Below are 19,602 nucleotides of genomic sequence, written 5' to 3'. Positions count from 1 at the left end.
ACAGATGTATACTTCGTCATCGAACCTTAATGCGCGTGGCAGGAACAGCCCGCGCCGGTCTGACAATCACACATGCCCGCACGGCACTATCGGAGTTGGTTAAGTCGCATGAAAGCAATCGTCACTGGGATCACTGGTCAAGACGGCGCCTACCTGGCGGAACTGCTGCTGGAGAAGGGCTACACCGTTTATGGCACTTACCGCCGCACCAGCTCGGTCAATTTCTGGCGTATAGAAGAGTTGGGCATCCACACCAACCCTAACCTGCATCTGGTCGAATACGACCTGACCGACCTGTCGGCCAGCATCCGTTTGCTGCAGACCACCGAAGCCACCGAGGTTTATAACCTCGCCGCGCAGAGCTTCGTGGGCGTTTCCTTCGAACAGCCGGTGACCACTGCCGAGATCACCGGCCTGGGCGCGGTGAACCTGCTCGAAGCCATTCGCATCGTCAACCCGAAGGTACGCTTCTACCAGGCGTCCACTTCTGAAATGTTCGGCAAGGTCCAGGCCATCCCACAGGTCGAGGAAACCCCGTTCTACCCACGCAGCCCCTACGGTGTGGCCAAGCTGTACGCCCACTGGATGACCATCAACTACCGCGAGTCGTACGGCATCTTCGCTACCAGCGGCATCCTGTTCAACCACGAGTCGCCGCTGCGTGGCCGTGAGTTCGTGACCCGCAAGATCACCGACTCGGTGGCCAAGATCAAGCTGGGCCTGCTCGACAAGCTCGAGCTGGGCAACCTCGACGCCAAGCGTGACTGGGGCTTCGCCAAGGAATACGTCGAAGGCATGTGGCGCATGCTGCAGGCTGACGTGCCAGACACCTTCGTGCTCGCCACCAACCGCACCGAAACCGTGCGTGACTTCGTTTCGATGGCCTTCAAGGCCGCCGGCATCGAGATTACCTGGAGCGGCAAGGACGAAGCCGAGCAGGGCACCTGCGCCGCCAGTGGCAAGGTACTGGTCGTGATCAACCCGAAATTCTACCGCCCTGCAGAAGTCGAGCTGCTGATCGGCAACCCGGCCAAGGCCAAGGAAGTCCTGGGTTGGGAGCCGAAGACCAGCCTCGAAGAGCTGTGCCGCATGATGGTCGAAGCCGACCTGCGTCGTAACGAAAAAGGGTTCTCGTTCTGATGCAAATGGCCAGCAAGCGCGCGCTCATCACAGGGATTCAGGGCTTCACCGGCCGTTATATGGCAGCCGAGTTGCGAGCCCGTGGTTATGAAGTCATAGGGACCGGCAGCCAGCCGTTGCAGGCGCCTGATTACCATCAGGTCGACCTGACCGACGGCCCTGGCCTGCGTGCATTGCTGGCCGAACTGCAGCCGGATGTCATCGTGCATCTGGCTGCCATCGCTTTTGTCGGGCACGGTGCAGCCGACGCGTTCTACCAGGTCAACCTGGTGGGTACACGCAACCTGCTCGAAGCCATCGCGGCCTGTGGCAAAACACCAGACTGTGTGTTGATTGCCAGCAGTGCCAACGTTTATGGCAATGTTTCCGAAGGGATGCTCGACGAACAGACCTTGCCGGCGCCAGCCAACGATTACGCGGTCAGCAAGCTGGCCATGGAATACATGGCCCGCCTCTGGTTCGATCGCCTGCCGATCGTCATTACACGTCCCTTCAACTACACCGGTGTCGGGCAGGCGGAGAACTTCCTGCTGCCCAAGATCGTCTCGCACTTTCAGCGCAAGGCGGGCACCATTGAACTCGGCAACCTCGATGTGTGGCGCGACTTCAGTGATGTGCGTGCCGTGGTGCAGGCCTATCGCGGCCTGATCGAGGCGCGTCCGCTCGGGCAGACGGTCAACGTCAGTTCCGGGCAAACCCATTCGCTGCGCGAAGTCATCGCCAAGTGCTCGGCCATTACCGGCCATGCCATCGACGTGCAGGTCAACCCGGCGTTCGTGCGGGCCAACGAGGTCAAGACCCTCTGCGGCGACAACAGTCGGCTGCGCGCTCTGGTTCCAGGCTGGGAAACCCCGTCGCTGGACGAAACCCTGGGTTGGATGCTTGCGGGTAAATGAAGCTCATTCTCTCCGTCGAGCCAGTCCGCTTCCCGCTGACCGGCATTGGGCGGTATACCTTCGAGCTGGCCACGCGGCTGCAGCGCAGTAGCGAAATCACCGACCTGCGCTTCTTTGCCGGTCGGCGCTTTCTGCCGGCCTTGCCCACCGCGGCCGAGCAGTCCGATGCGGTGCATGGTCTGAAGCGCTTCGTTCAGAAGAACGCCGTGGCCGTCGAGGCCTACCGGCGGCTGATGCCGTACCTGCGCAAGCGAGCGCTGAAGGGGCATGAGGATCATCTCTACCACAGCCCCAATTATTATCTGCCGCCGTTCGCCGGGCGCAGCGTGGCGACCTTCCACGACCTGTCGCCGTTTACCTGGGCGCATTGCCATGCACCGCAGATCGCGCGCTACCTGCAAAAAGAGCTGAAACTCACGCTCGAACGTGCCGATGCGCTGATCACCGATTCCGACTACACGCGGCAGGAGCTGGCCGATTATTTCGCCTGGCCCATCGAGCGCATCCATGCGGTGCCCCTGGCCAGTTCGCCAGAGTTCTTTCCGCGTAGCGCCGAGGCCCTGCGCGAAACGCTGGCTCGCCATGGCCTGGAGGCGGGTGGCTACAGCCTGTTTGTCGGTACCATCGAGCCGCGCAAGAACCTCGACACCCTGCTGGACGCTTACGGCAAGCTGCCGCTGGCGCTGCGCAAGCGCTGGCCTTTGATTCTCACCGGTTACCATGGCTGGCGTAGCGAAGCCATTCATCAGCGTATCGCCCAGGCACAGCAACAGGGCTGGGCGCGCTACTTGGGTTTCGCGGCCAGCGAAGACCTGCCCCTGCTGTATGCCGGCGCGCGGCTGTTCACCTTCCCCTCGCACTACGAAGGCTTCGGCCTGCCGGTGCTCGAAGCCATGAGTTCGGGTGTACCGGTGGTGTGCTCCAACAGCTCATCGTTACCCGAAGTGGCAGGGCAGGCCGCGCTGATGTGCGCACCGGACGACGTGGATGGCCTGAGCGCGCTGCTGCGCCAAGGGCTGGAAGACGATAGCTGGCGCCTGGCAGCGGTGGAACAGGGCCTACGCCATGCGGCCGGCTTCTCTTGGGAGCGTTGTGCCCAGGCTACCATCGAGGTCTATCAGAAGGTCAGCAACGGACGATGATCAAGGTACTGCACTTTTTCAAAACCTATTATCCCGACTCCATGGGCGGTATCGAACAGGTCATCTTCCAGATCGCCGAAGGCACGCGCGCCCACGGTATCGATTCCGAAGTGCTCTACCTCAGCAACCGCGGGGCTGCGCGCAACGAGCCGGTGGCCAGCCACCTCACTCACCGATCAAAACTCGACCTGCACCTTGCCTCCACCGGGTTTTCGCTGTCAGCGTTGAAAGACTTTACCGAACTGGCGCGTCAGGCAGATATCGTGCATTACCACTTCCCCTGGCCGTACATGGACCTGGTGCATTTCCTGGCGCGCCTGAACAAGCCGACGGTGGTCAGTTACCACTCGGACATCGTCAAGCAGAAGTGGCTGCTCAAGCTGTATCAGCCGTTGATGCACCGGTTTTTCTCCAGTGTCGACCGAGTGGTGGCGTCGTCGCCCAACTACGCGGCGCACAGCCCGGTGCTGACGCGTTTCCAGAACAAGGTCTCGATCATCCCCTACGGGCTGGACCGTGCCACGTACCCGCAGGCTTCGGCCAGCAAGCTTGCCTATTGGCGTGAGCGGTTGGGGGAGCGCTTCTTCCTGTTCGTTGGCGCACTGCGTTACTACAAGGGCCTGGACTACTTGCTGCAAGCGGCAAAAATCAACGGCTTGCCGGTGGTCATCATGGGCGGCGGGTTTCTCGAGGCCGAGTTGAAGCAGCAGGCTGCAGAGCTTGGTCTGTGCAATGTGCATTTTCTCGGTGGCCTGCCGGACGATGACAAAGCTGCCCTGCTCGAGCTTTGTTACGCCTTCGCGTTTCCCTCGCACCTGCGTTCCGAGTCGTTCGGCATCTCGCTGCTGGAAGCCGCGATGTACGGCAAGCCTCTGATTTCCTGCGAGATGGGCTCGGGAACCACGTTCATCAACCTAGCCGACCAGACCGGGCTGGTGGTGCCACCGCGTGACGCCCCGGCGCTCGCCCATGCCATGCAACGCCTCTGGGACGACCCTGGCATGGCCCAGGCCATGGGGTCAAAGGCCCTGGAACGTTACGAAGCGATCTTCACCGCGCCGGCCATGGCGGCAGCCTATGCCGACCTGTACCGTAGCCTGCTGTAGTCCTCAGGCTTGCCTGCTTCAGCCTCTAGATAAGAATAATTTTCATGGGTAGACGAACGATTCTTGTCACTGGCGCCAGCGGTTTCGTTGGCGGCGCCCTGTGCCGCCAGCTCGGCACCCTGGGCACTTTCAATGTCCGCGCCCCGTCGCGTCGTGATGCCGAGCTGGCTGCCACCACCGACTGGGCACCTGTGCTTGCGGGTGTCGACACGGTCGTACACGCCGCAGCCCGCGTGCACGTCATGCAGGAGAACGGCAACGACAGCCAAGCCGAATTCCGCCGGGTCAACGTCGATGGCACCCTCGTTCTCGCCCGGCAAGCCGCCGCTGCAGGGGTGCGCCGTTTCATTTTCATCAGTTCGATCAAGGTCAACGGTGAACTCAGCCAGCCCGGCCAGCCTCTGCGCGCTGACGATACGCCGGCGCCACAAGACGCCTATGGGGTGTCCAAGCATGAAGCCGAACAGGGCTTGCAACTACTGGCGGCGGCCACAGGCATGGAAGTGGTGGTGATACGGCCGGTGCTGGTCTACGGACCGGGCGTGAAGGCCAACTTCCTCAGCATGCTGCGCTGGGTGCAGCGGGGTGTGCCGCTGCCGCTCGGTGCGTTGCCAAACCGCCGCAGCCTGGTATTCGTCGGGAACCTTGTCGATCTGGTGGTGACCTGCCTGGATCACCCGCAGGCGGCCAACCAGGTGTTCCTCGCCAGCGATGGCCAGGACGTCACCCTGAGCCAGTTGTTGCGGGCCATCGGCCAGGCGCTGGGCCGCCCGGCGCGGTTGCTGCCAGTGCCGCCTGTATTGCTGCACATGGCGGCGCGGGTGCTGGGGCGAGGTGATCTGGCCCAACGCCTGTTAGGCTCGTTGCAGGTCGACATTGGTAAAAATCATCAACTGCTTGGCTGGACCCCGCCCTTCACCCTGGAGCAAGGGCTCAACCTGACCGCTCGCGCTTTCCTGGACGCTCAAAATTGATGATCTGGCTGATTTTACTGGCAGGCGCGGCCGCGTTGGCGATGACGGCAGGCCTGCGCCGCTATGCTTTGGCGCGCAGCCTTCTGGATATTCCCAATGCGCGCAGCTCGCATTCTCTTCCGACGCCGCGTGGTGGCGGCCTGGCGTTCGTCGTCTCATTCCTGCTGGGCGCGCTTGCCCTGGGCTGGGCTGGCGTAGTGGCCCCCGCGCTACTGGTCGGCCTGTTTGGCGCTGGGGGCTTGGTGGCGGTGATTGGCTTCATGGACGACCACGGCCATATCGCTGCCCGATGGCGCCTGCTTGGCCACTTCGTGGCTGCAGGCTGGGGGCTGTTCTGGCTGGGGGGCATGCCGCCGCTGATGGTGTTCGGATGGTCACTGGACAGCGCCTGGTTAGGTGTAATGCTCGGGATGCTGTACCTGGTATGGCTGCTCAACCTGTACAACTTCATGGACGGCATCGACGGCATCGCCAGCATCGAAGCCATCTGTGTCTGCATCGGCGCTTGCCTGCTGTATCTGGTCGGCGGCTATCCGCAGGCGCTGTGGCTGCCACTGTTGCTGGCTGCCACGGTGGCCGGCTTCCTGTTCTGGAACTTCCCGCCAGCGCGTATTTTCATGGGCGACGCTGGCAGTGGCTTCCTGGGAATCGTGCTGGGTCTGCTGGCTTTGCAGGCAGCCTGGATAAACCCGCTACTATTCTGGGGGTGGTTAATACTTTTGGGTGTATTCGTGGTCGACGCCACCTTCACCCTGGTGCGCCGACTGTTGCGCGGCGAGCGCGTCTATGAGGCGCATCGTAGCCACGCCTATCAGTATGCATCACGCCAGCATGGCAGCCACCGGCGGGTAAGCCTGTCGGTAGCGGCCATCAACCTCGGGTGGTTGATGCCTGTGGCGCTGGCGGTGGTGGCGCTAGGGCTGGACGGTGCGACGGGAACCATAGTGGCCTATTTCCCTCTTATACTGCTGGCGATCAAATACCATGCCGGGAAGCAGGAATAACATGTTCGAGCAAGCGGGCATGGCACGTTGAGGAGAGCTGGATGAGCGATGCAAACAAAGACAGGCTGCGCCAGTTCCTGGTGAATCGGTCACGGCGGCAGAAGCGCCTGATTCAAGTGTGCACCGACATACTGCTCATCTGGCTGGCGTTGTGGCTGTCGTTCATCGTGCGCCTTGGCATCGATGAAATGTACAACCCGATCCTGGAGCATACCTGGCTGTTCCTTGCCGCACCGGTAGTGGCTGTGCCGTTGTTCATCCGTTTCGGCATGTACCGCGCGGTAATGCGCTACTTCGGCAACGACGCGCTGGTCACCATCATCAAGGCTGTCACCCTGTCGTCGTTGATTCTGGCCGTGGTGGTGTACTGGTACAGCAACCACAAGGAGGTGGTGCCGCGTTCAATCATATTCAACTACTGGTGGCTGAGCCTGGTCATCATCGGTGGCTTGCGCCTGATCATGCGCCAGTTCTTTCTCGGTGACTGGTTCACCGGGAATCACCAGATCCCCTTTGCCAACCGCGACGATGGCCTGGTCAAGGTCGCCATCTACGGTGCAGGTACCGCCGGTAACCAATTGCTGGCGGCATTGCGCATGGGCCGAGCGATGCGCCCTGTGGCGTTCATCGACGATGACAGTGATCTTGCCAACCGGGTCATCTCCGGCCTGCAGGTGTACAAGCCCAAGCACCTGCAGCAGATGATCAAGGAGTGCGGCGCCCAGGAGATCCTCCTGGCCTTGCCCCGTGCCTCCCGCGCCCGGCGCAAGGAAATCCTGGCCTTCCTCGAGCCTTTCCCGCTTCACGTTCGCAGCGTGCCGGCTTTTGCCGACCTGGCCAGCGGCCGGGTCAAGGTCGATGACATTCAGGACGTCGACATTGCCGACTTGCTGGGGCGCGACCCGGTGCCGGCGCAGGACGAACTGCTTGACCGCTGCATCAAGGGTCAGACGGTGCTGGTGACCGGGGCCGGAGGCTCGATCGGCTCGGAGCTGTGCCGGCAGATCATCGGTCTCAAGCCCAAGACGTTGCTGCTGTTCGATCACAGCGAGTTCAACCTCTACAGCATTCTCAGTGAGCTGGAGCAGCGCATCTCCCGTGAATCGCTGTCGGTGCGCCTGTTGCCGATCCTCGGCTCGGCGCGCAACCAGCAGCACCTGGTCGACATCATGAGTACCTGGAAGGTCGACACGGTCTACCACGCGGCTGCCTACAAGCATGTGCCGATGGTCGAGCACAACATGGCCGAGGGCGTCCTCAACAACGTCTACGGCACCTTGTGCACCGCCCAGGCGGCGTTGCAGTCAGGCGTTGCCAACTTCGTGCTGATTTCCACCGACAAGGCTGTGCGCCCGACCAACGTCATGGGCAGCACCAAGCGCCTTTCCGAACTCATCCTGCAGGCGCTCAGCCGCGAAGCTGCGCCGGTGATGTATGGCGACAGCAGCAAGATTTCACGGGTCAACAAGACCCGCTTCACGATGGTACGTTTCGGTAACGTGCTGGGTTCCTCGGGTTCGGTGATCCCGCTGTTCCATCAGCAGATCAAGGCCGGTGGGCCGCTCACTGTCACGCACCCCAAGATCACCCGTTACTTCATGACCATTCCCGAAGCCGCGCAGTTGGTGGTGCAGGCCGGGGCCATGGGCCAGGGGGGGGATGTGTTCGTGCTGGACATGGGCGAGCCGGTGAAAATTGTCGAGCTGGCCGAGAAGATGATCCACCTCTCGGGCCTGAGCGTGCGCAGCCCTGGCAACCCCAATGGCGATATTGCCATCGAGTTTTCCGGCTTGCGGCCCGGCGAGAAGCTGTATGAGGAGCTGCTGATCGGGGATGATGTTTCGCCGACGGCGCACCCCATGATCATGACCGCCAACGAAGACTTCCTGCCCTGGGAGGTGCTGCGTGAGCGCCTGGCGGTGTTGCTCAAGGCGGTGGCAGACGATGACTTCAGCCGGATCCGGCATCTGTTGCGCGAGCTGGTCAGTGGTTACTCGCCAGAAGGCGAGATCGTTGACTGGCTGTATCAGCAGCAGAACAAGGACAGGTAACCCTGATTCCTACAGCAAACCGGGATTCAACCGCTTCGCAGGCCCCTTTCGGATCGTTACTTTGAGCAGGCAGCCAAGGAACCGCTGCCTCGTCAAACCATCCGAAGGAGTGTCTGTATGCGTAATACCGTTCTTTCCTACCTGTTGCTGCCACTGTTCGCCGGCCTCGCATTTTCGGTCACCGCCGCGCCGACGGATACACCCGTTACCCAGCCGGTGCCGATGGTGAGCCAGAAGATCACCGGGTCAGCACTGCTGAATCTCAACCAGGCCGACGCTGCAACCTTGCAAAGAGAGCTCAACGGCATAGGCAAGGCGAAAGCCGAAGCGATTGTGGCCTATCGCGAGGCCAACGGGGCATTTGCGTCAGTGGATGAGCTGCTGGAGATCAAAGGTATCGGTAACGCGCTGCTTGAGCGTAACCGAGACAAACTAAGCGTGGAATAACACACGATTGCAGAGCGGTCTTTGTGCGATACAAGGCCGCTCTTACTGTATGCATGGGCAACAGTTACCCTGTCTACCGGTTCTGGGCATCCTTGGCATCGGCCTCTGCATTGCGTTCATGCACCTTGCGCAGTTGCTCCTCGGTCAGGGGCAGCTTTTTGGCCGTGTCGCGTAGCATCATCAGGCCGCCGACGATCGAGCCGAGGGCTATGATGAGTATCAGCCAGGCATACCAAGGCATCGTGTGTTCTCCTGTCAGCATGATGGGGCGGTGCTTGTACAAATATTGAGCAATAGCCGGTTCCGTTGGTTCAATTATAGGCACCGTGCCTTGCCCGGCCAATTCCGTTGACCCGCGGCCCCCAAAGCCTGTGCCACTTCGTTTACAATGCGCGCCGTTTACGACTTGCCAAGAGAACCCCGACCATGTCCGCCTGCCAGACGCCCCTGATCGTCGCCCTGGATTTCCCTACCCGTGACGCCGCCCTGAAGCTGGCTGACCAGCTCGACCCCGCCCTGTGCCGGGTGAAAGTTGGCAAGGAGCTGTTCACCAGCAGTGCTTCGGGCATTGTCGAAACCCTGTGCGCCAAGGGCTTCGAGGTGTTCCTCGACCTCAAGTTCCACGACATCCCCAACACCACGGCCATGGCGGTCAAGGCCGCCGCCGAGATGGGCGTGTGGATGGTCAACGTGCATTGCTCCGGGGGCCTGCGCATGATGGCCGCCTGTCGCGAAGAGCTGGCCAAGCGCAGCGGCGCGCAGCCGTTGCTGATCGGCGTGACGGTGCTGACCAGCATGGAGCGTGAGGACCTGGCTGGTATCGGCCTGGACGTGGATCCGCAAGAACAGGTACTGCGCCTGGCAGCCCTGGCCGAAAAGGCGGGCATGGACGGCCTGGTGTGCTCGGCCCTGGAAGCCCCGGCGCTGAAGGCTGCGCACCCGGCGCTGCAGCTGGTGACCCCGGGCATTCGCCCTGCAGGCAGTGCACAGGATGACCAACGCCGTATCCTCACCCCGCGTCAGGCGCTGGATGCAGGTTCCGACTACCTCGTGATCGGCCGTCCGATCAGCCAGGCGGCAGACCCGGCCCAGGCGCTGGCGGCAGTCGTGGCAGAAATTCGCGGCTGATCGGGTTGAAGGGCTGCTCTCGGGCAGCCCTTTTGCTTAGTGGGCAATGTCCATGGCGCCGGCTTTTGTCGCGCGTATAAGCGCGACGTCGACATGGTAGGTCGCAAAATCGCTGGAGCGGACGTTGGTGCCGAGCGTGGCACTCAGTACGACATCGTGCTGGCGCTTGATGTCTTGCAACGTGCTGGCGAACTGATGTTCGCTTGTCAGCACCAGCAGTGCGCAATCCGCGCCTTCGGCGAAGTGCTGTTGCAGCTCTTTGGGGTTGAACGCCAGGGCCACACCACGCTGGTAAGCCTCCACCAGCTCATGGATGCTGCTGACATTCAGGTTCAGCGCACCTTGCGGGGCGCGGTGCTGGGCTATTTTGGCCTGGGTCATGACTTGGGCACAGGCCTGCAGAAACAACGATTCGTACCACTCCACAACGATCTCCTCATGAACGCGCGCACATCAATACCTGAGTTTGAGCACGAGCGCCAGTTTGCAGCGTTGCAGGGCAGGGGCTACGCCTTTAGCCGCGGGAAACAATGAAAAAGGGCCGGTATGCGCGCGCATACCGGCCCTTTTTCATTGCACGCGAATCAGGCAATAACCAGCGGCTGGAAGCCTTTGACCAGATCGTCCAGCGCCTTGATCTGTGCCAGGAACGGCTCCAGCTTGTCCAGCGGCAGTGCACTCGGCCCATCGCACTTGGCCTGGTCCGGGTTCGGATGGGCTTCCAGGAACAGCCCGGCCAGGCCAACCGCCATGCCAGCACGGGCCAGGTCCACCACCTGCTCGCGGCGGCCACCGGAAGCAGCGCCGGACGGGTCGCGGTTCTGCAGGGCGTGGGTCACGTCGAAGATGATCGGCAAGTCGTCACAGGTACGCTTCATCACGCCAAAACCGAGCATGTCCACGACCAGGTTGTCGTAGCCCATGCAGGTACCGCGGTCGCACAGGATCAGCTGGTCGTTACCGGCTTCCTTGAACTTGTGCACGATATTCTGCATCTGCGAAGGGCTGAGGAATTGCGGCTTCTTGATGTTGACCGGCTTGCCGGTCTTGGCCAGAGCCACTACCAGGTCGGTCTGGCGGGCGAGGAAAGCTGGCAACTGCAGCACATCGACCACTTCGGCCACTGGCGCGCACTGGTAGATTTCATGCACGTCGGTGATGATCGGCACGCCGAACTCGGCTTTGACCTTCTCGAAGATACGCAGGCCTTCTTCCATGCCTGGGCCACGGTAGGAGTGGATCGAGGAGCGGTTGGCTTTGTCGAAGCTGGCCTTGAACACGTAAGGGATGCCCAGTTTCTCGGTAACCCGGACGTACTCGGCGCAAGCGGTCAAAGCCAGGTCCTCGGACTCGAGCACGTTGATGCCGCCGAAGAGGACGAATGGGGCGGTGTTGGAGCACTCGATGGTGGGGGTGATCTTGATCATGGTCATCTCTGCAAATCCTTGTCACTGGTTTCAGTGGCGAGGGGCAATCTTACAAGATCTGCGTTGCCTGCGCCGGCCCTTTCGCGGGGCAAGCCCGCTCCCACAGGCCCGCTACAGGATTCGAAGCTGGTGGGGTACCTGTGGGAGCGGGCTTGCCCCGCGAAAGGGCCGGCACAGGCTTACCTCAATCTCAAACCTTCAACACCAACTTGCCGAAATTCTCACCGCTGAACAGCTTGAGCAATGTCTCGGGGAAGGTCTCCAGCCCCTCGACCACATCCTCCTTGCTCTTGACCTTGCCTGTCGCCAGCCAGCCGGCAATCTCCTGGGCCGCCTTGCCATAGTCTTTGGCGTGGTCCATCACCACGAAACCTTCCATGCGCGCACGGTTCACCAGCAGCGCCAGGTAGTTGGCAGGGCCTTTGACGGCTTCCTTGTTGTTGTACTGGCTGATGGCGCCGCAGATGACGATGCGCGCCTTGAAGTTGATACGGGTGAGCACGGCATCGAGGATTTCACCGCCAACGTTGTCGAAGTACACATCCACGCCTTTGGGGCATTCGCGCTTCAGGCCGGCCAGCAGGTCTTCGGCCTTGTAGTCGATCACGCCGTCGAAGCCCAGTTCGTCTTTGAGGTACTGGCACTTCTGCGCGCCACCGGCAATGCCGACCACATGGCAGCCCTTGAGCTTGGCGATCTGGCCGACGATGCTGCCCACCGCGCCGGCCGCACCGGAGATGACCACGGTGTCGCCGGCCTTCGGCTGGCCGACCTCGAGCAGGGCGAAGTAGGCGGTCATGCCAGTCATGCCCAGGGCCGAGAGGTAGCGGGGCAGTGGGGCGAGGCTGGGGTCGATCTTGTGCAGGCCCTGGGGTTCGCCGGTGAAGTAGTCCTGCACGCCGAGGGCGCCGCTGACATGGTCGCCGGGCTTGTAGTCCGGGTGGTTGGAGGCGACCACTTCACCGACGCCCAGGGCGCGCATCACTTGGCCAAGGGCCACGGGCGGGATGTATGACTTGCCTTCGTTCATCCAGCCGCGCATGGCCGGGTCAAGTGACAGGTACAGGTTGCGCACCTGGATTTGCCCGGCGGCGGGGGCTTCGGCAGGCACGCTCTCGAAAGTGAAGTCGTCACGGCGCACGGCGCCGACCGGGCGTCTGGCAAGCAGGAAGCGGCGGTTGGTCTGGGTCATGGCAGGTTCCTTATGGGCAATGAGGCACAGCGGTCAATTTAACCCGCTGATGCAGGTTGGTCCGCAAAATCACTGGTAAGCATGGTAGCCCAACCGTTGCCCTGATGATGCTGCCCAGCCGGGCGGTGGGCTGACTAGACTCTGAGCCCATCCATTCCCCTCAGGAGCAGACAATGAGCATGACCTTTTCCGGCCAGGTAGCCCTGGTCACCGGTGGCGCGGCGGGCATCGGCCGGGCGACAGCGCAGGCCTTTGCCCGCGAAGGCCTGAAGGTGGTGGTGGCCGACCTCGACCCGGTCGGTGGCGAGGCCACGGTGGCCTTGATTCGCCAGGCGGGTGGCGAAGCGCTGTTCGTGGCCTGTGATGTGACCCAGGACGCCCAGGTGCGCCAGTTGCATGAGCGGGCCATCGAAACCTATGGCCGGCTCGATTATGCCTACAACAATGCCGGCATCGAAATCGAACAGGGGCGCCTGGCCGAGGGCAGCGAGGCCGAGTTCGACGCGATCATGGGCGTAAACGTCAAGGGCGTGTGGCTGTGCATGAAGTACCAGCTCCCGCTGCTGCTGGCCCAGGGCGGCGGGGCGATTGTCAACACCGCCTCGGTGGCGGGCCTGGGCGCGGCGCCAAAGATGAGTATCTACGCCGCCTCCAAGCACGCAGTGATCGGCCTGACCAAGTCGGCGGCCATCGAATATGCCAAGAAGGGTATCCGGGTGAATGCTGTGTGCCCGGCGGTGATCGACACCGACATGTTCCGCCGCGCCTACGAGGCCGACCCGCGCAAGGCCGAATTTGCCGCCGCGATGCACCCGGTGGGGCGGATCGGCAAGGTCGAGGAAATTGCCAGTGCAGTGCTGTATCTGTGCAGTGACGGGGCGGCGTTTACCACCGGGCATAGCCTGACGGTGGACGGTGGCGCCACCGCCATCTGAGCAACGGGCGGGCCGGGGCTCAAAGGCTGCTGGCGGGGCGCACAGAGTGCCGCGTGCCTCGCAGCGCCCCGGCAGCGGCCATGCACCCGAGCAGCAACACCCCGCCAAACCCCAGCAAGGCCATCCCTGACCCCAGGCGGTCGCTAAGCACGCCGGTGAGAATCACCGGCAGGCTGAAACCCAGGTAGGCCAGCAGAAAGAACCCGGCGCTGGCGCGTGTCTTCTCGGTCCCGGCCAGTTCGTTCACCGCCGACAGCCCGCCGAGGTAGATGAACCCATAGCAGGCGCTGCTGGCCGCCACCGCGCCGGCCAGTACCGCCCACAAGCGGCCGCTGTCGGCGCCCCAGGCCAGCAAGGCATAGCTGCATGGCAGGATGGCCAGGCCGAGCAAGGTGGCTGCCTGGCTCGACATACGCCTAGCCAGGGGCTGGAACAGCAGGCCGCAACTGATCACGCAGAAAGTCGAGAACCCCGACCAGGCGCTCAAGCTGTGCTGGCGCAGGATCCCGGGCAGCAGGGCGATCACCAGCCCGACGCAGGCCCAGGCCAGCAGAATGGCCAGCCCATACACCACGCTGCCTTGGGGATAGCAGGGCAGGCGCAGCATGGCACTGCGCTGTGCCGGCCGCGGGTCGGGCAAGCGCCAGACCAGCAGCACTGCAACTGCGCCCAGCAGCAATTGCAGGTGGAAGCTGCCGGGCGTCAGGCTCGGGCCCCGCAGCAGGAACAGGCTGGTCAGCGCTGCGCCCAGGCCAAAGCCCAGCGAGGTGCTGGCGGTGACCCAGTTGGCAGCACGCCCACTGCTGTCGGCGCCCATCAGTTCTGTCATGTAGGCGGTTGCCGTCGCCGAGGCCAGGCCGGTGCCCAGGCCCAGGAAAAAGCGTGCCACGCCGAGGGTCTGCAGGCTTGCAGCAAACAGCATGAGCAGGGTGGCAACCATCGACAGCGCGAGCGCGGTGAGGATCAGTGGCCGTCGGCCGACCCGGTCAGCCAGTCCACCCAGGGCCAGCAGCACCGGCAGCACGCCCAGCACATAACCGGAAAAGGCCACTGCGGTGGCAGCGGCGCCTTGGCCCGAGAGGTCGGCGTAGGTGATGTAGAGCGGAGCCTGCAGGTTGACTGCCAGGGTGATCAGGCACAGGGCGAAGGCCAGCAGGGCGGGGGAGTGGCGCGAGGGCATGGGTACCGTCCAGGTTCTTGATTGGCTGCACCGGCCCTTTCGCGGGTTTACCCGCGAAAGGGCCGGTGCAGGAGACATTGCCCTCAGACCAAACACCCAACAAGGCACACCCAAGTCCCATTTGTGCTTAACTGTTCGCTCAAAATAAGCAAACACCCGCCACCATGCATTTCACCCTCGACCGCCAAAGCCCCACCCCCCTGGTGCAGCAACTCACCGACCACCTGCAAGCCTGGATCGAACAGCAGCGCCTGCGCCCCGGTGCCCGCCTGCCGTCGATCCGTACTCTGGCCCGCAACCAGTCGGTCAGTGCCTCCTGCGTGATCGAAGCCTACGACCGCCTGGTTGCCAGCGGCTGGCTGGAGGCGCGCCACGGTACCGGCTTTTTCGTTGCCGAGCGCAAAGACACCCTGGAAAGCGACAATCCGCCGGTCTGGGGCGAAGCAGGCGATGGCAGCTGGCGCCAGTTCCGCGAAGGCCACGACCAACTGCTCAAGCTCGGCTGCGGCTGGCTGCCGAATAGCTGGCGCGCAGACGTCGAACTGGCCCAGGCGATCCGCCAGGTCAGCCGCGGCAACCCCCAGGACCTGTTCGACTATTGCCCGCCGCTGGGCTTGGCCAGCCTGCGGCTGCACCTGCACAAGCGCCTGGCGCGGCTGGACATCGCTGCCAGCCCCGAACGTATTCTCACTCTCCAAGGTGCCAGCCATGGTCTCGACCTGCTGGTGCGTACCTTGTTGCGCCCCGGCGACACCGTGCTGGTGGAAAACCCTGGCTACTACAACCTTTACAACCTGTTACGCCAGCATCAGGTGCACATGCTGCCGGTACCGCGCACTGCGGCCGGCCCTGACCTGGCGGTGCTCGAACGCCTGCTGGCCGAGCACCGCCCACGCTGCCTGTTCATCAACAGCCTGTACCAGAACCCCACCGGCACCAGTCTCACACCCAAGGTTGCCTATCGCCTGCTTGAGCTGGCCCGCGAGCACGACCTGCGCATCATCGAGGACGATATCTACGCCGACTTCCAGGAAGGCCCGGCCACCCGCCTGGCCACACTCGACAGCGAGCAGCGGGTGATCTACCTGGCCAGCTTTTCCAAGACCCTGAGCAGTTCGCTGCGGGTCGGCTACCTGGTGGCCGATGCGCAGCTGCTGGCGCGTCTGGCTGAACTGAAGATGGTCAGTGGCATTGGCACCTCGCGCTTTGCCGAGCAGGTGGTCGGGCAGATGCTGGCCAACGGCAGCTACCGCAAGAGCGTGCAGCGCCTGCGGGTGCGGCTGGGCCAGCACATGGCCAGTTTGCTCGGGCAGCTGGAGCAGTACGGCTGGCAAGTGTTCTGCGAGCCGTATGGCGGCATGTTCGTCTGGGCGCGAGTGCCTGGGCGTGACTACGCCAGCCTTGAACGCCTGGCGCTGGAGCATGCGGTGTTGCTGACCCCGGGCAGTGCCTTCGACTACCAGGGCGCTGGCAGCGACTGGCTGCGTATCAATGTCGCCTACGGGCAGGACACCCGCGCCCAGGGCTTCCTTCAGCACGCAGGGCGACCTTCAGCTAACTGATCGCGACACGCTCATAGCCATTTGACACCATTTTTCCGCCAACCCCTTGTGAGCAGGGCAATAACGTTGCCACGCTTGGCCCTCGGCAAAACCTTGCACGGTGAAGGGGGATCGGCGATGGCGACGAGCAGGCACGGTGTTCTGGCCAACCTGGGCATGGCCCGTAAACTGGGCCTGGGGTTTGCCTTGGTGTTGCTGCTGACCGTCGCGGTGGCGGCCATCGGCATCGCCGCGCTGCACAGTGTTGGCCAGCGCTTCGACGGCCTGCGCCAGCTGGGCCAGATCAATACCGACCTGCTGCGGCTGCGCCAGCACGAGCAGGCCTTTGCCCTGCGCTCCGACATCAAGGAGGCCGAGGCCTTGCGCAGCGGCCTTCAAAACCTTGCCGAGCGCGCCCGCAGCCTGCCAGCACTGGCGGCGGCCGAGGCTGACCTGGCCGCTTACGGCCAGGCCTTCGAAGCCTTCGTCGAAGCGGTACAGGCCAAGGAGCTGGCGCTGGACATGGCCAGTTGGTCGGTGTCCAGCGTGGCCAACAACCTCGATGTGCTGCAGGCCGGCCTGGCCGACGATGGCACCTACACCCTCAAGCAGTCCCAGGGCCAGCAAGGTGGCGAGTTCCTCGAACAGGCAGGGCAGGTGGCGCAGGTGTCGCGGCTGATGCTGCAGGCCATGGACGAAGCGCGGGTGCGTCTGGACAGGAACCGCAAGGGCGAGGAGGGGGAGCAAGGCCGCATCGCCCAGACGGTCGAAGCGGCGCAGCTGGTCGAGCAGCTCAAGGCGGCCGTCGCTGATGCGGGTTACCAGAGTGTGCTCGGCGAAGTGGCCGGGCATATTGCCAGCTTCTCCGACAAGCTCAACGAATACACCGACCTGCTGGGCAAGGAGCAAGGCATCAAGGCGCAGCTGCAGGCGCGTGCCGAGCAGGTCACGGGCCGGGTCGACCAGGCCTATGCAGTCGATCAGCAAGCCATGCAAGCTGAGCTGGCGCGCAACCGCCTGGCCATCGCCCTGGCCACTGGGCTGGCGTTGCTGGTGGGCGTGCTCGCCGCCTGGCTGATCACCCGCGCCGTGGTTGGCCCGCTCAAGCGCGTGATCGGCCGTGCCCAGCGCATCGCCGCCGGCGAATTGAGCCTGGACAGCGAGGCGCCGCGCAGCGATGAAGTCGGCCAGCTGATGCAGGCCATGCAACAGATGGCCGCCGGGCTGTCTGGCGTGGTCAGCGGCCTGCAGCAGGGCATCGAGCAACTGGCCGGCAGCGCCCAGGCGTTGTCGGCAGTCACCGAGCAGACCAACCGCGAAGTCGGCAGCCAGAAAGAGGAGACCGAGCAGGTGGCTACGGCCATGCAGCAGATGACGGCCACCGTGCACGATGTGGCACGCAATGCCGAAGAGGCCGCACAGGCGGCGCAGGCCGCCGATGACAAGGTTGACGCCGGCCAGCGCGTGGTGCGCGAGAGCATGCAGCGCATCGAGCAACTGGCCACGGCAGCGGACACCGCCAGCGCTGGCATCGACAGCCTGAGTGCCGAGATCCATACCATTGGCGATGTGCTGGAGGTGATCAAGAGCGTGGCCGAACAGACCAACCTGCTGGCGCTCAACGCGGCCATCGAGGCTGCCCGGGCAGGTGAGCAGGGCCGTGGTTTTGCAGTGGTGGCTGACGAAGTACGGGCACTGGCCAGGCGTACCCGCCAGTCGACCGAGGAAATCGAGCGCCTGGTGGCCAGCCTGCGCGGCAATGCCCAGCAGTCGGTGGCGCAGATCCGCGGCAGTACCGAGCTGGTGCGCCTGGCCGTGGCCGATGCGCTGCAGACCGAGAGCGCACTGGGCAGTATTGCGGCGGCGGTGTCGTTGATCCAGCAGATGAACCAGCAGATTGCGGCGGCGGCCGAGCAGCAGAGCTCGGTGGCCGAAGAGATCAGCCGCAGCGTGACGCAGATCCGTGGCAGTGCCGATCAGGCGGCGCTGGCGATGCAGGACAATGCCCGGTCCAGTATCGAGCTGGCCCAGCTAGGCAATGACCTCAAAGGCATGGTCGGCCATTTCAGGTTGTGATCGCTGTACCGGCCCCTTCGCGGGCACGCCCGCTCCCACAAGCTCAGTGATATCCCTGTGGGAGCGGGCGTGCCCGCGAAGAGGCCGGTACAGGCAATGACATTCCTCAGGCCTTACGAGGGTTGAGGATCAGCAAGGTCAACACCCCCGCCACGATCCCCCAGAACGCCGAACCAATCGAGAACAGGGTCAACCCCGAAGCCGTCACCATGAAGGTGACCAGCGCCGCCTCACGCTCCCGTGCCTCGCTCATGGCCACGGTCAGCCCGTTCATGATCGAACCGAACAGCGCCAGCGCCGCAATCGACAGCACCAGCTCCTTAGGCAACGCCGCGAACAAGGCCGCCAAGGTGGCGCCGAACGTACCGGCAATGCCATAGAAAATCCCGCACCACACCGCCGCGGTATAGCGCTTGGCCGGGTCTTCATGGGCATGCGGCCCGGTGCAGATCGCCGCACTGATCGCCGCCAGGTTGACCCCGTGCGAGCCGAAGGGCGCCAGCAGCAGCGAAGCCAGACCTGTCGTTGAAATCAGCGGCGAGGCGGGCACCTGGTAGCCGTCGGCGCGCAGCACGGCCACGCCCGGCATGTTCTGCGAGGTCATCGCCACCACGAACAGCGGAATGCCGATGCTGATGGTCGCGGCCAACGAGAAGCTTGGCGTGGTCCACACCGGGGTGGCCACTTCCAGCTTGAAGCCGCTGAAGTCGAGCAGGCCGAGGGCGCCGGACAATGCGGTGCCCACCAGCAAGGCGGCCAGCACGCAGTAGCGTGGCGACAGGCGCTTTACCAGCAGGTAGCTGAAGAACATGCCGAGCACCAGCAGCGTGCGGTGCTGGGCGGCCACGAAGATTTCGCTGCCGATCTTGAACAGGATGCCGGCCAGCAAGGCCGAGGCCAGCGACGCCGGGATGCGCTTGACCAGGCGCTCGAAGCTGCCGGTCAGGCCGCAGATCACCACCAGCACCGCACAGGTGATGTAGGCACCGATGGCCTCGCCGTAGCTGACCCCGCCCAGGCTGGTGATCAGCAGCGCCGCACCGGGGGTGGACCAGGCCACGGTGATCGGTGTGCGGTAGCGCAGCGACAAGCCGATACTGCACACCGCCATGCCGATCGACAGCGCCCAGATCCACGAAGAAATCTGCGCGTTGGTCAGGCCGGCCGCCTGGCCGGCCTGGAACATCAGCACCAGCGAACTGGTGTAGCCAGTCAGCATGGCAATGAAGCCGGCGACTACCGCCGACGGGGAGGAGTCTGCCAGGGGCCGCAGGCGTGCGGAGGTGGCATCGGTCATGGGGTTGGGTCCTTGTCCATGTGTAAGCAGTTTTTTCAGACTAACGCGGGCAGAATTGATCCTTGC

Annotated in this window: 18 protein-coding genes and 1 pseudogene; 13 read left to right on the top strand and 6 right to left on the bottom strand. The window is 63.5% G+C overall.

The window, feature by feature from the left end; all coding sequences use genetic code 11:
- Positions 1-108 precede the first annotated feature (108 nt).
- The 8 genes from gmd (at position 109) to ACQKPS_RS13930 (ending at position 8,760) form a co-directional block, all read left to right on the top strand.
- Positions 109-1,140, top strand: coding sequence for a GDP-mannose 4,6-dehydratase (gene gmd, locus ACQKPS_RS13965; protein WP_254480984.1), 1,032 nt, complete (start codon positions 109-111; stop codon positions 1,138-1,140).
- On the top strand, positions 1,140-2,036 hold the full coding sequence (locus ACQKPS_RS13960) for a GDP-mannose 4,6-dehydratase (RefSeq protein WP_254480983.1): 897 nt from the start codon (positions 1,140-1,142) through the stop codon (positions 2,034-2,036). The genes gmd and ACQKPS_RS13960 overlap by 1 nt, the downstream gene beginning before the upstream one ends.
- Complete coding sequence (locus ACQKPS_RS13955) at positions 2,033-3,178, top strand: glycosyltransferase family 4 protein (RefSeq protein ID WP_254480982.1); 1,146 nt, start codon at positions 2,033-2,035, stop codon at positions 3,176-3,178. The genes ACQKPS_RS13960 and ACQKPS_RS13955 overlap by 4 nt, the downstream gene beginning before the upstream one ends.
- Positions 3,175-4,284: a glycosyltransferase family 4 protein gene (locus tag ACQKPS_RS13950; RefSeq protein ID WP_302329824.1), complete on the top strand. Its 1,110-nt coding sequence runs from the start codon at positions 3,175-3,177 to the stop codon at positions 4,282-4,284. Before ACQKPS_RS13955 ends, ACQKPS_RS13950 begins: the two co-directional genes overlap by 4 nt.
- A gap of 44 nt (positions 4,285-4,328) precedes the next feature.
- Positions 4,329-5,258 (top strand): UDP-glucose 4-epimerase family protein, encoded by a 930-nt coding sequence (locus ACQKPS_RS13945; protein WP_254480981.1) that lies wholly within the window; start codon positions 4,329-4,331, stop codon positions 5,256-5,258.
- Positions 5,258-6,262, top strand: coding sequence for an MraY family glycosyltransferase (locus tag ACQKPS_RS13940; RefSeq protein WP_254480980.1), 1,005 nt, complete (start codon positions 5,258-5,260; stop codon positions 6,260-6,262). Before ACQKPS_RS13945 ends, ACQKPS_RS13940 begins: the two co-directional genes overlap by 1 nt.
- 41 nt (positions 6,263-6,303) lie before the next feature.
- On the top strand, positions 6,304-8,313 hold the full coding sequence (locus tag ACQKPS_RS13935; RefSeq protein ID WP_254480979.1) for a polysaccharide biosynthesis protein: 2,010 nt from the start codon (positions 6,304-6,306) through the stop codon (positions 8,311-8,313).
- 117 nt (positions 8,314-8,430) lie between these two features.
- A complete protein-coding gene (locus ACQKPS_RS13930) occupies positions 8,431-8,760 on the top strand; it encodes a ComEA family DNA-binding protein (protein WP_254480978.1) in 330 nt (109 codons plus the stop codon).
- 73 nt (positions 8,761-8,833) lie between these two features.
- On the opposite strand, the gene ACQKPS_RS13925 is transcribed toward ACQKPS_RS13930, so the two are convergent.
- The gene (locus ACQKPS_RS13925; RefSeq protein WP_254480977.1) at positions 8,834-9,001 is read right to left on the bottom strand and encodes a DUF2897 family protein; all 168 of its coding nucleotides are present in this window, start codon (positions 8,999-9,001) and stop codon (positions 8,834-8,836) included.
- A gap of 185 nt (positions 9,002-9,186) precedes the next feature.
- Here ACQKPS_RS13925 and pyrF point away from each other — a divergent pair, with 185 nt between their 5' ends.
- Entirely contained in the window at positions 9,187-9,888 is a 702-nt protein-coding gene (gene pyrF / locus ACQKPS_RS13920) for an orotidine-5'-phosphate decarboxylase (RefSeq protein ID WP_313201749.1), read from the top strand.
- 36 nt (positions 9,889-9,924) lie between these two features.
- On the opposite strand, the gene ACQKPS_RS13915 is transcribed toward pyrF, so the two are convergent.
- The 3 genes from ACQKPS_RS13915 to ACQKPS_RS13905 all read right to left on the bottom strand — a co-directional run bounded on the left by ACQKPS_RS13915 (position 9,925) and on the right by ACQKPS_RS13905 (position 12,507).
- Positions 9,925-10,314 (bottom strand): hypothetical protein, encoded by a 390-nt coding sequence (locus tag ACQKPS_RS13915; RefSeq protein ID WP_283724448.1) that lies wholly within the window; start codon positions 10,312-10,314, stop codon positions 9,925-9,927.
- A gap of 158 nt (positions 10,315-10,472) precedes the next feature.
- Positions 10,473-11,315: a 3-deoxy-8-phosphooctulonate synthase gene (gene kdsA / locus ACQKPS_RS13910; RefSeq protein ID WP_212632639.1), complete on the bottom strand. Its 843-nt coding sequence runs from the start codon at positions 11,313-11,315 to the stop codon at positions 10,473-10,475.
- A gap of 190 nt (positions 11,316-11,505) precedes the next feature.
- On the bottom strand, positions 11,506-12,507 hold the full coding sequence (locus tag ACQKPS_RS13905; protein ID WP_254480975.1) for an NADP-dependent oxidoreductase: 1,002 nt from the start codon (positions 12,505-12,507) through the stop codon (positions 11,506-11,508).
- A 173-nt stretch (positions 12,508-12,680) separates the two neighbouring features.
- Here ACQKPS_RS13905 and ACQKPS_RS13900 point away from each other — a divergent pair, with 173 nt between their 5' ends.
- The gene (locus tag ACQKPS_RS13900; RefSeq protein WP_254480974.1) at positions 12,681-13,442 is read left to right on the top strand and encodes an SDR family oxidoreductase; all 762 of its coding nucleotides are present in this window, start codon (positions 12,681-12,683) and stop codon (positions 13,440-13,442) included.
- A 19-nt stretch (positions 13,443-13,461) separates the two neighbouring features.
- Here the strand turns inward: ACQKPS_RS13900 and ACQKPS_RS13895 are convergent, their stop codons facing one another.
- Positions 13,462-14,622: an MFS transporter gene (locus tag ACQKPS_RS13895; RefSeq protein ID WP_427604485.1), complete on the bottom strand. Its 1,161-nt coding sequence runs from the start codon at positions 14,620-14,622 to the stop codon at positions 13,462-13,464.
- A 164-nt stretch (positions 14,623-14,786) separates the two neighbouring features.
- On the opposite strand from ACQKPS_RS13895, the gene ACQKPS_RS13890 reads away from it, so the two are divergent.
- From ACQKPS_RS13890 to ACQKPS_RS13880, 3 genes and pseudogenes are all read left to right on the top strand, one after another.
- On the top strand, positions 14,787-16,184 hold the full coding sequence (locus ACQKPS_RS13890; protein ID WP_427604484.1) for a PLP-dependent aminotransferase family protein: 1,398 nt from the start codon (positions 14,787-14,789) through the stop codon (positions 16,182-16,184).
- Positions 16,185-16,301: 117 nt separating this feature from the next.
- Positions 16,302-17,378, top strand: a pseudogene (locus tag ACQKPS_RS13885) (HAMP domain-containing protein); the annotation flags it as partial.
- A complete protein-coding gene (locus ACQKPS_RS13880) occupies positions 17,358-18,239 on the top strand; it encodes a methyl-accepting chemotaxis protein (protein WP_409519864.1) in 882 nt (293 codons plus the stop codon). The pseudogene ACQKPS_RS13885 and the gene ACQKPS_RS13880, both read left to right, overlap by 21 nt.
- Before the next feature lie 106 nt (positions 18,240-18,345).
- On the opposite strand, the gene ACQKPS_RS13875 is transcribed toward ACQKPS_RS13880, so the two are convergent.
- Entirely contained in the window at positions 18,346-19,536 is a 1,191-nt protein-coding gene (locus ACQKPS_RS13875; protein ID WP_254480970.1) for a benzoate/H(+) symporter BenE family transporter, read from the bottom strand.
- Positions 19,537-19,602: the final 66 nt, after the last annotated feature.

Origin of the sequence: Pseudomonas sp. NPDC086566, from assembly GCF_050280885.1 — a bacterium.
Taxonomy (GTDB): Bacteria; Pseudomonadota; Gammaproteobacteria; order Pseudomonadales; family Pseudomonadaceae; genus Aquipseudomonas; species Aquipseudomonas vlassakiae.
Note: the sequence above shows the minus strand (reverse complement) of the source record. Positions and strands in the feature narration are given on the sequence as shown.

Coding starts and splice junctions, on each gene's coding strand:
- gmd (WP_254480984.1), top strand. CDS start 109: ATGAAAGCAATCGTCACTGGGATCACTGGTCAAGACGGCGCCTACCTG.
- ACQKPS_RS13960 (WP_254480983.1), top strand. CDS start 1,140: ATGCAAATGGCCAGCAAGCGCGCGCTCATCACAGGGATTCAGGGCTTC.
- ACQKPS_RS13955 (WP_254480982.1), top strand. CDS start 2,033: ATGAAGCTCATTCTCTCCGTCGAGCCAGTCCGCTTCCCGCTGACCGGC.
- ACQKPS_RS13950 (WP_302329824.1), top strand. CDS start 3,175: ATGATCAAGGTACTGCACTTTTTCAAAACCTATTATCCCGACTCCATG.
- ACQKPS_RS13945 (WP_254480981.1), top strand. CDS start 4,329: ATGGGTAGACGAACGATTCTTGTCACTGGCGCCAGCGGTTTCGTTGGC.
- ACQKPS_RS13940 (WP_254480980.1), top strand. CDS start 5,258: ATGATCTGGCTGATTTTACTGGCAGGCGCGGCCGCGTTGGCGATGACG.
- ACQKPS_RS13935 (WP_254480979.1), top strand. CDS start 6,304: ATGAGCGATGCAAACAAAGACAGGCTGCGCCAGTTCCTGGTGAATCGG.
- ACQKPS_RS13930 (WP_254480978.1), top strand. CDS start 8,431: ATGCGTAATACCGTTCTTTCCTACCTGTTGCTGCCACTGTTCGCCGGC.
- ACQKPS_RS13925 (WP_254480977.1), bottom strand. CDS start 9,001: ATGCCTTGGTATGCCTGGCTGATACTCATCATAGCCCTCGGCTCGATC.
- pyrF (WP_313201749.1), top strand. CDS start 9,187: ATGTCCGCCTGCCAGACGCCCCTGATCGTCGCCCTGGATTTCCCTACC.
- kdsA (WP_212632639.1), bottom strand. CDS start 11,315: ATGATCAAGATCACCCCCACCATCGAGTGCTCCAACACCGCCCCATTC.
- ACQKPS_RS13905 (WP_254480975.1), bottom strand. CDS start 12,507: ATGACCCAGACCAACCGCCGCTTCCTGCTTGCCAGACGCCCGGTCGGC.
- ACQKPS_RS13900 (WP_254480974.1), top strand. CDS start 12,681: ATGAGCATGACCTTTTCCGGCCAGGTAGCCCTGGTCACCGGTGGCGCG.
- ACQKPS_RS13895 (WP_427604485.1), bottom strand. CDS start 14,622: ATGCCCTCGCGCCACTCCCCCGCCCTGCTGGCCTTCGCCCTGTGCCTG.
- ACQKPS_RS13890 (WP_427604484.1), top strand. CDS start 14,787: ATGCATTTCACCCTCGACCGCCAAAGCCCCACCCCCCTGGTGCAGCAA.
- ACQKPS_RS13880 (WP_409519864.1), top strand. CDS start 17,358: ATGCAGGCCATGCAACAGATGGCCGCCGGGCTGTCTGGCGTGGTCAGC.
- ACQKPS_RS13875 (WP_254480970.1), bottom strand. CDS start 19,536: ATGACCGATGCCACCTCCGCACGCCTGCGGCCCCTGGCAGACTCCTCC.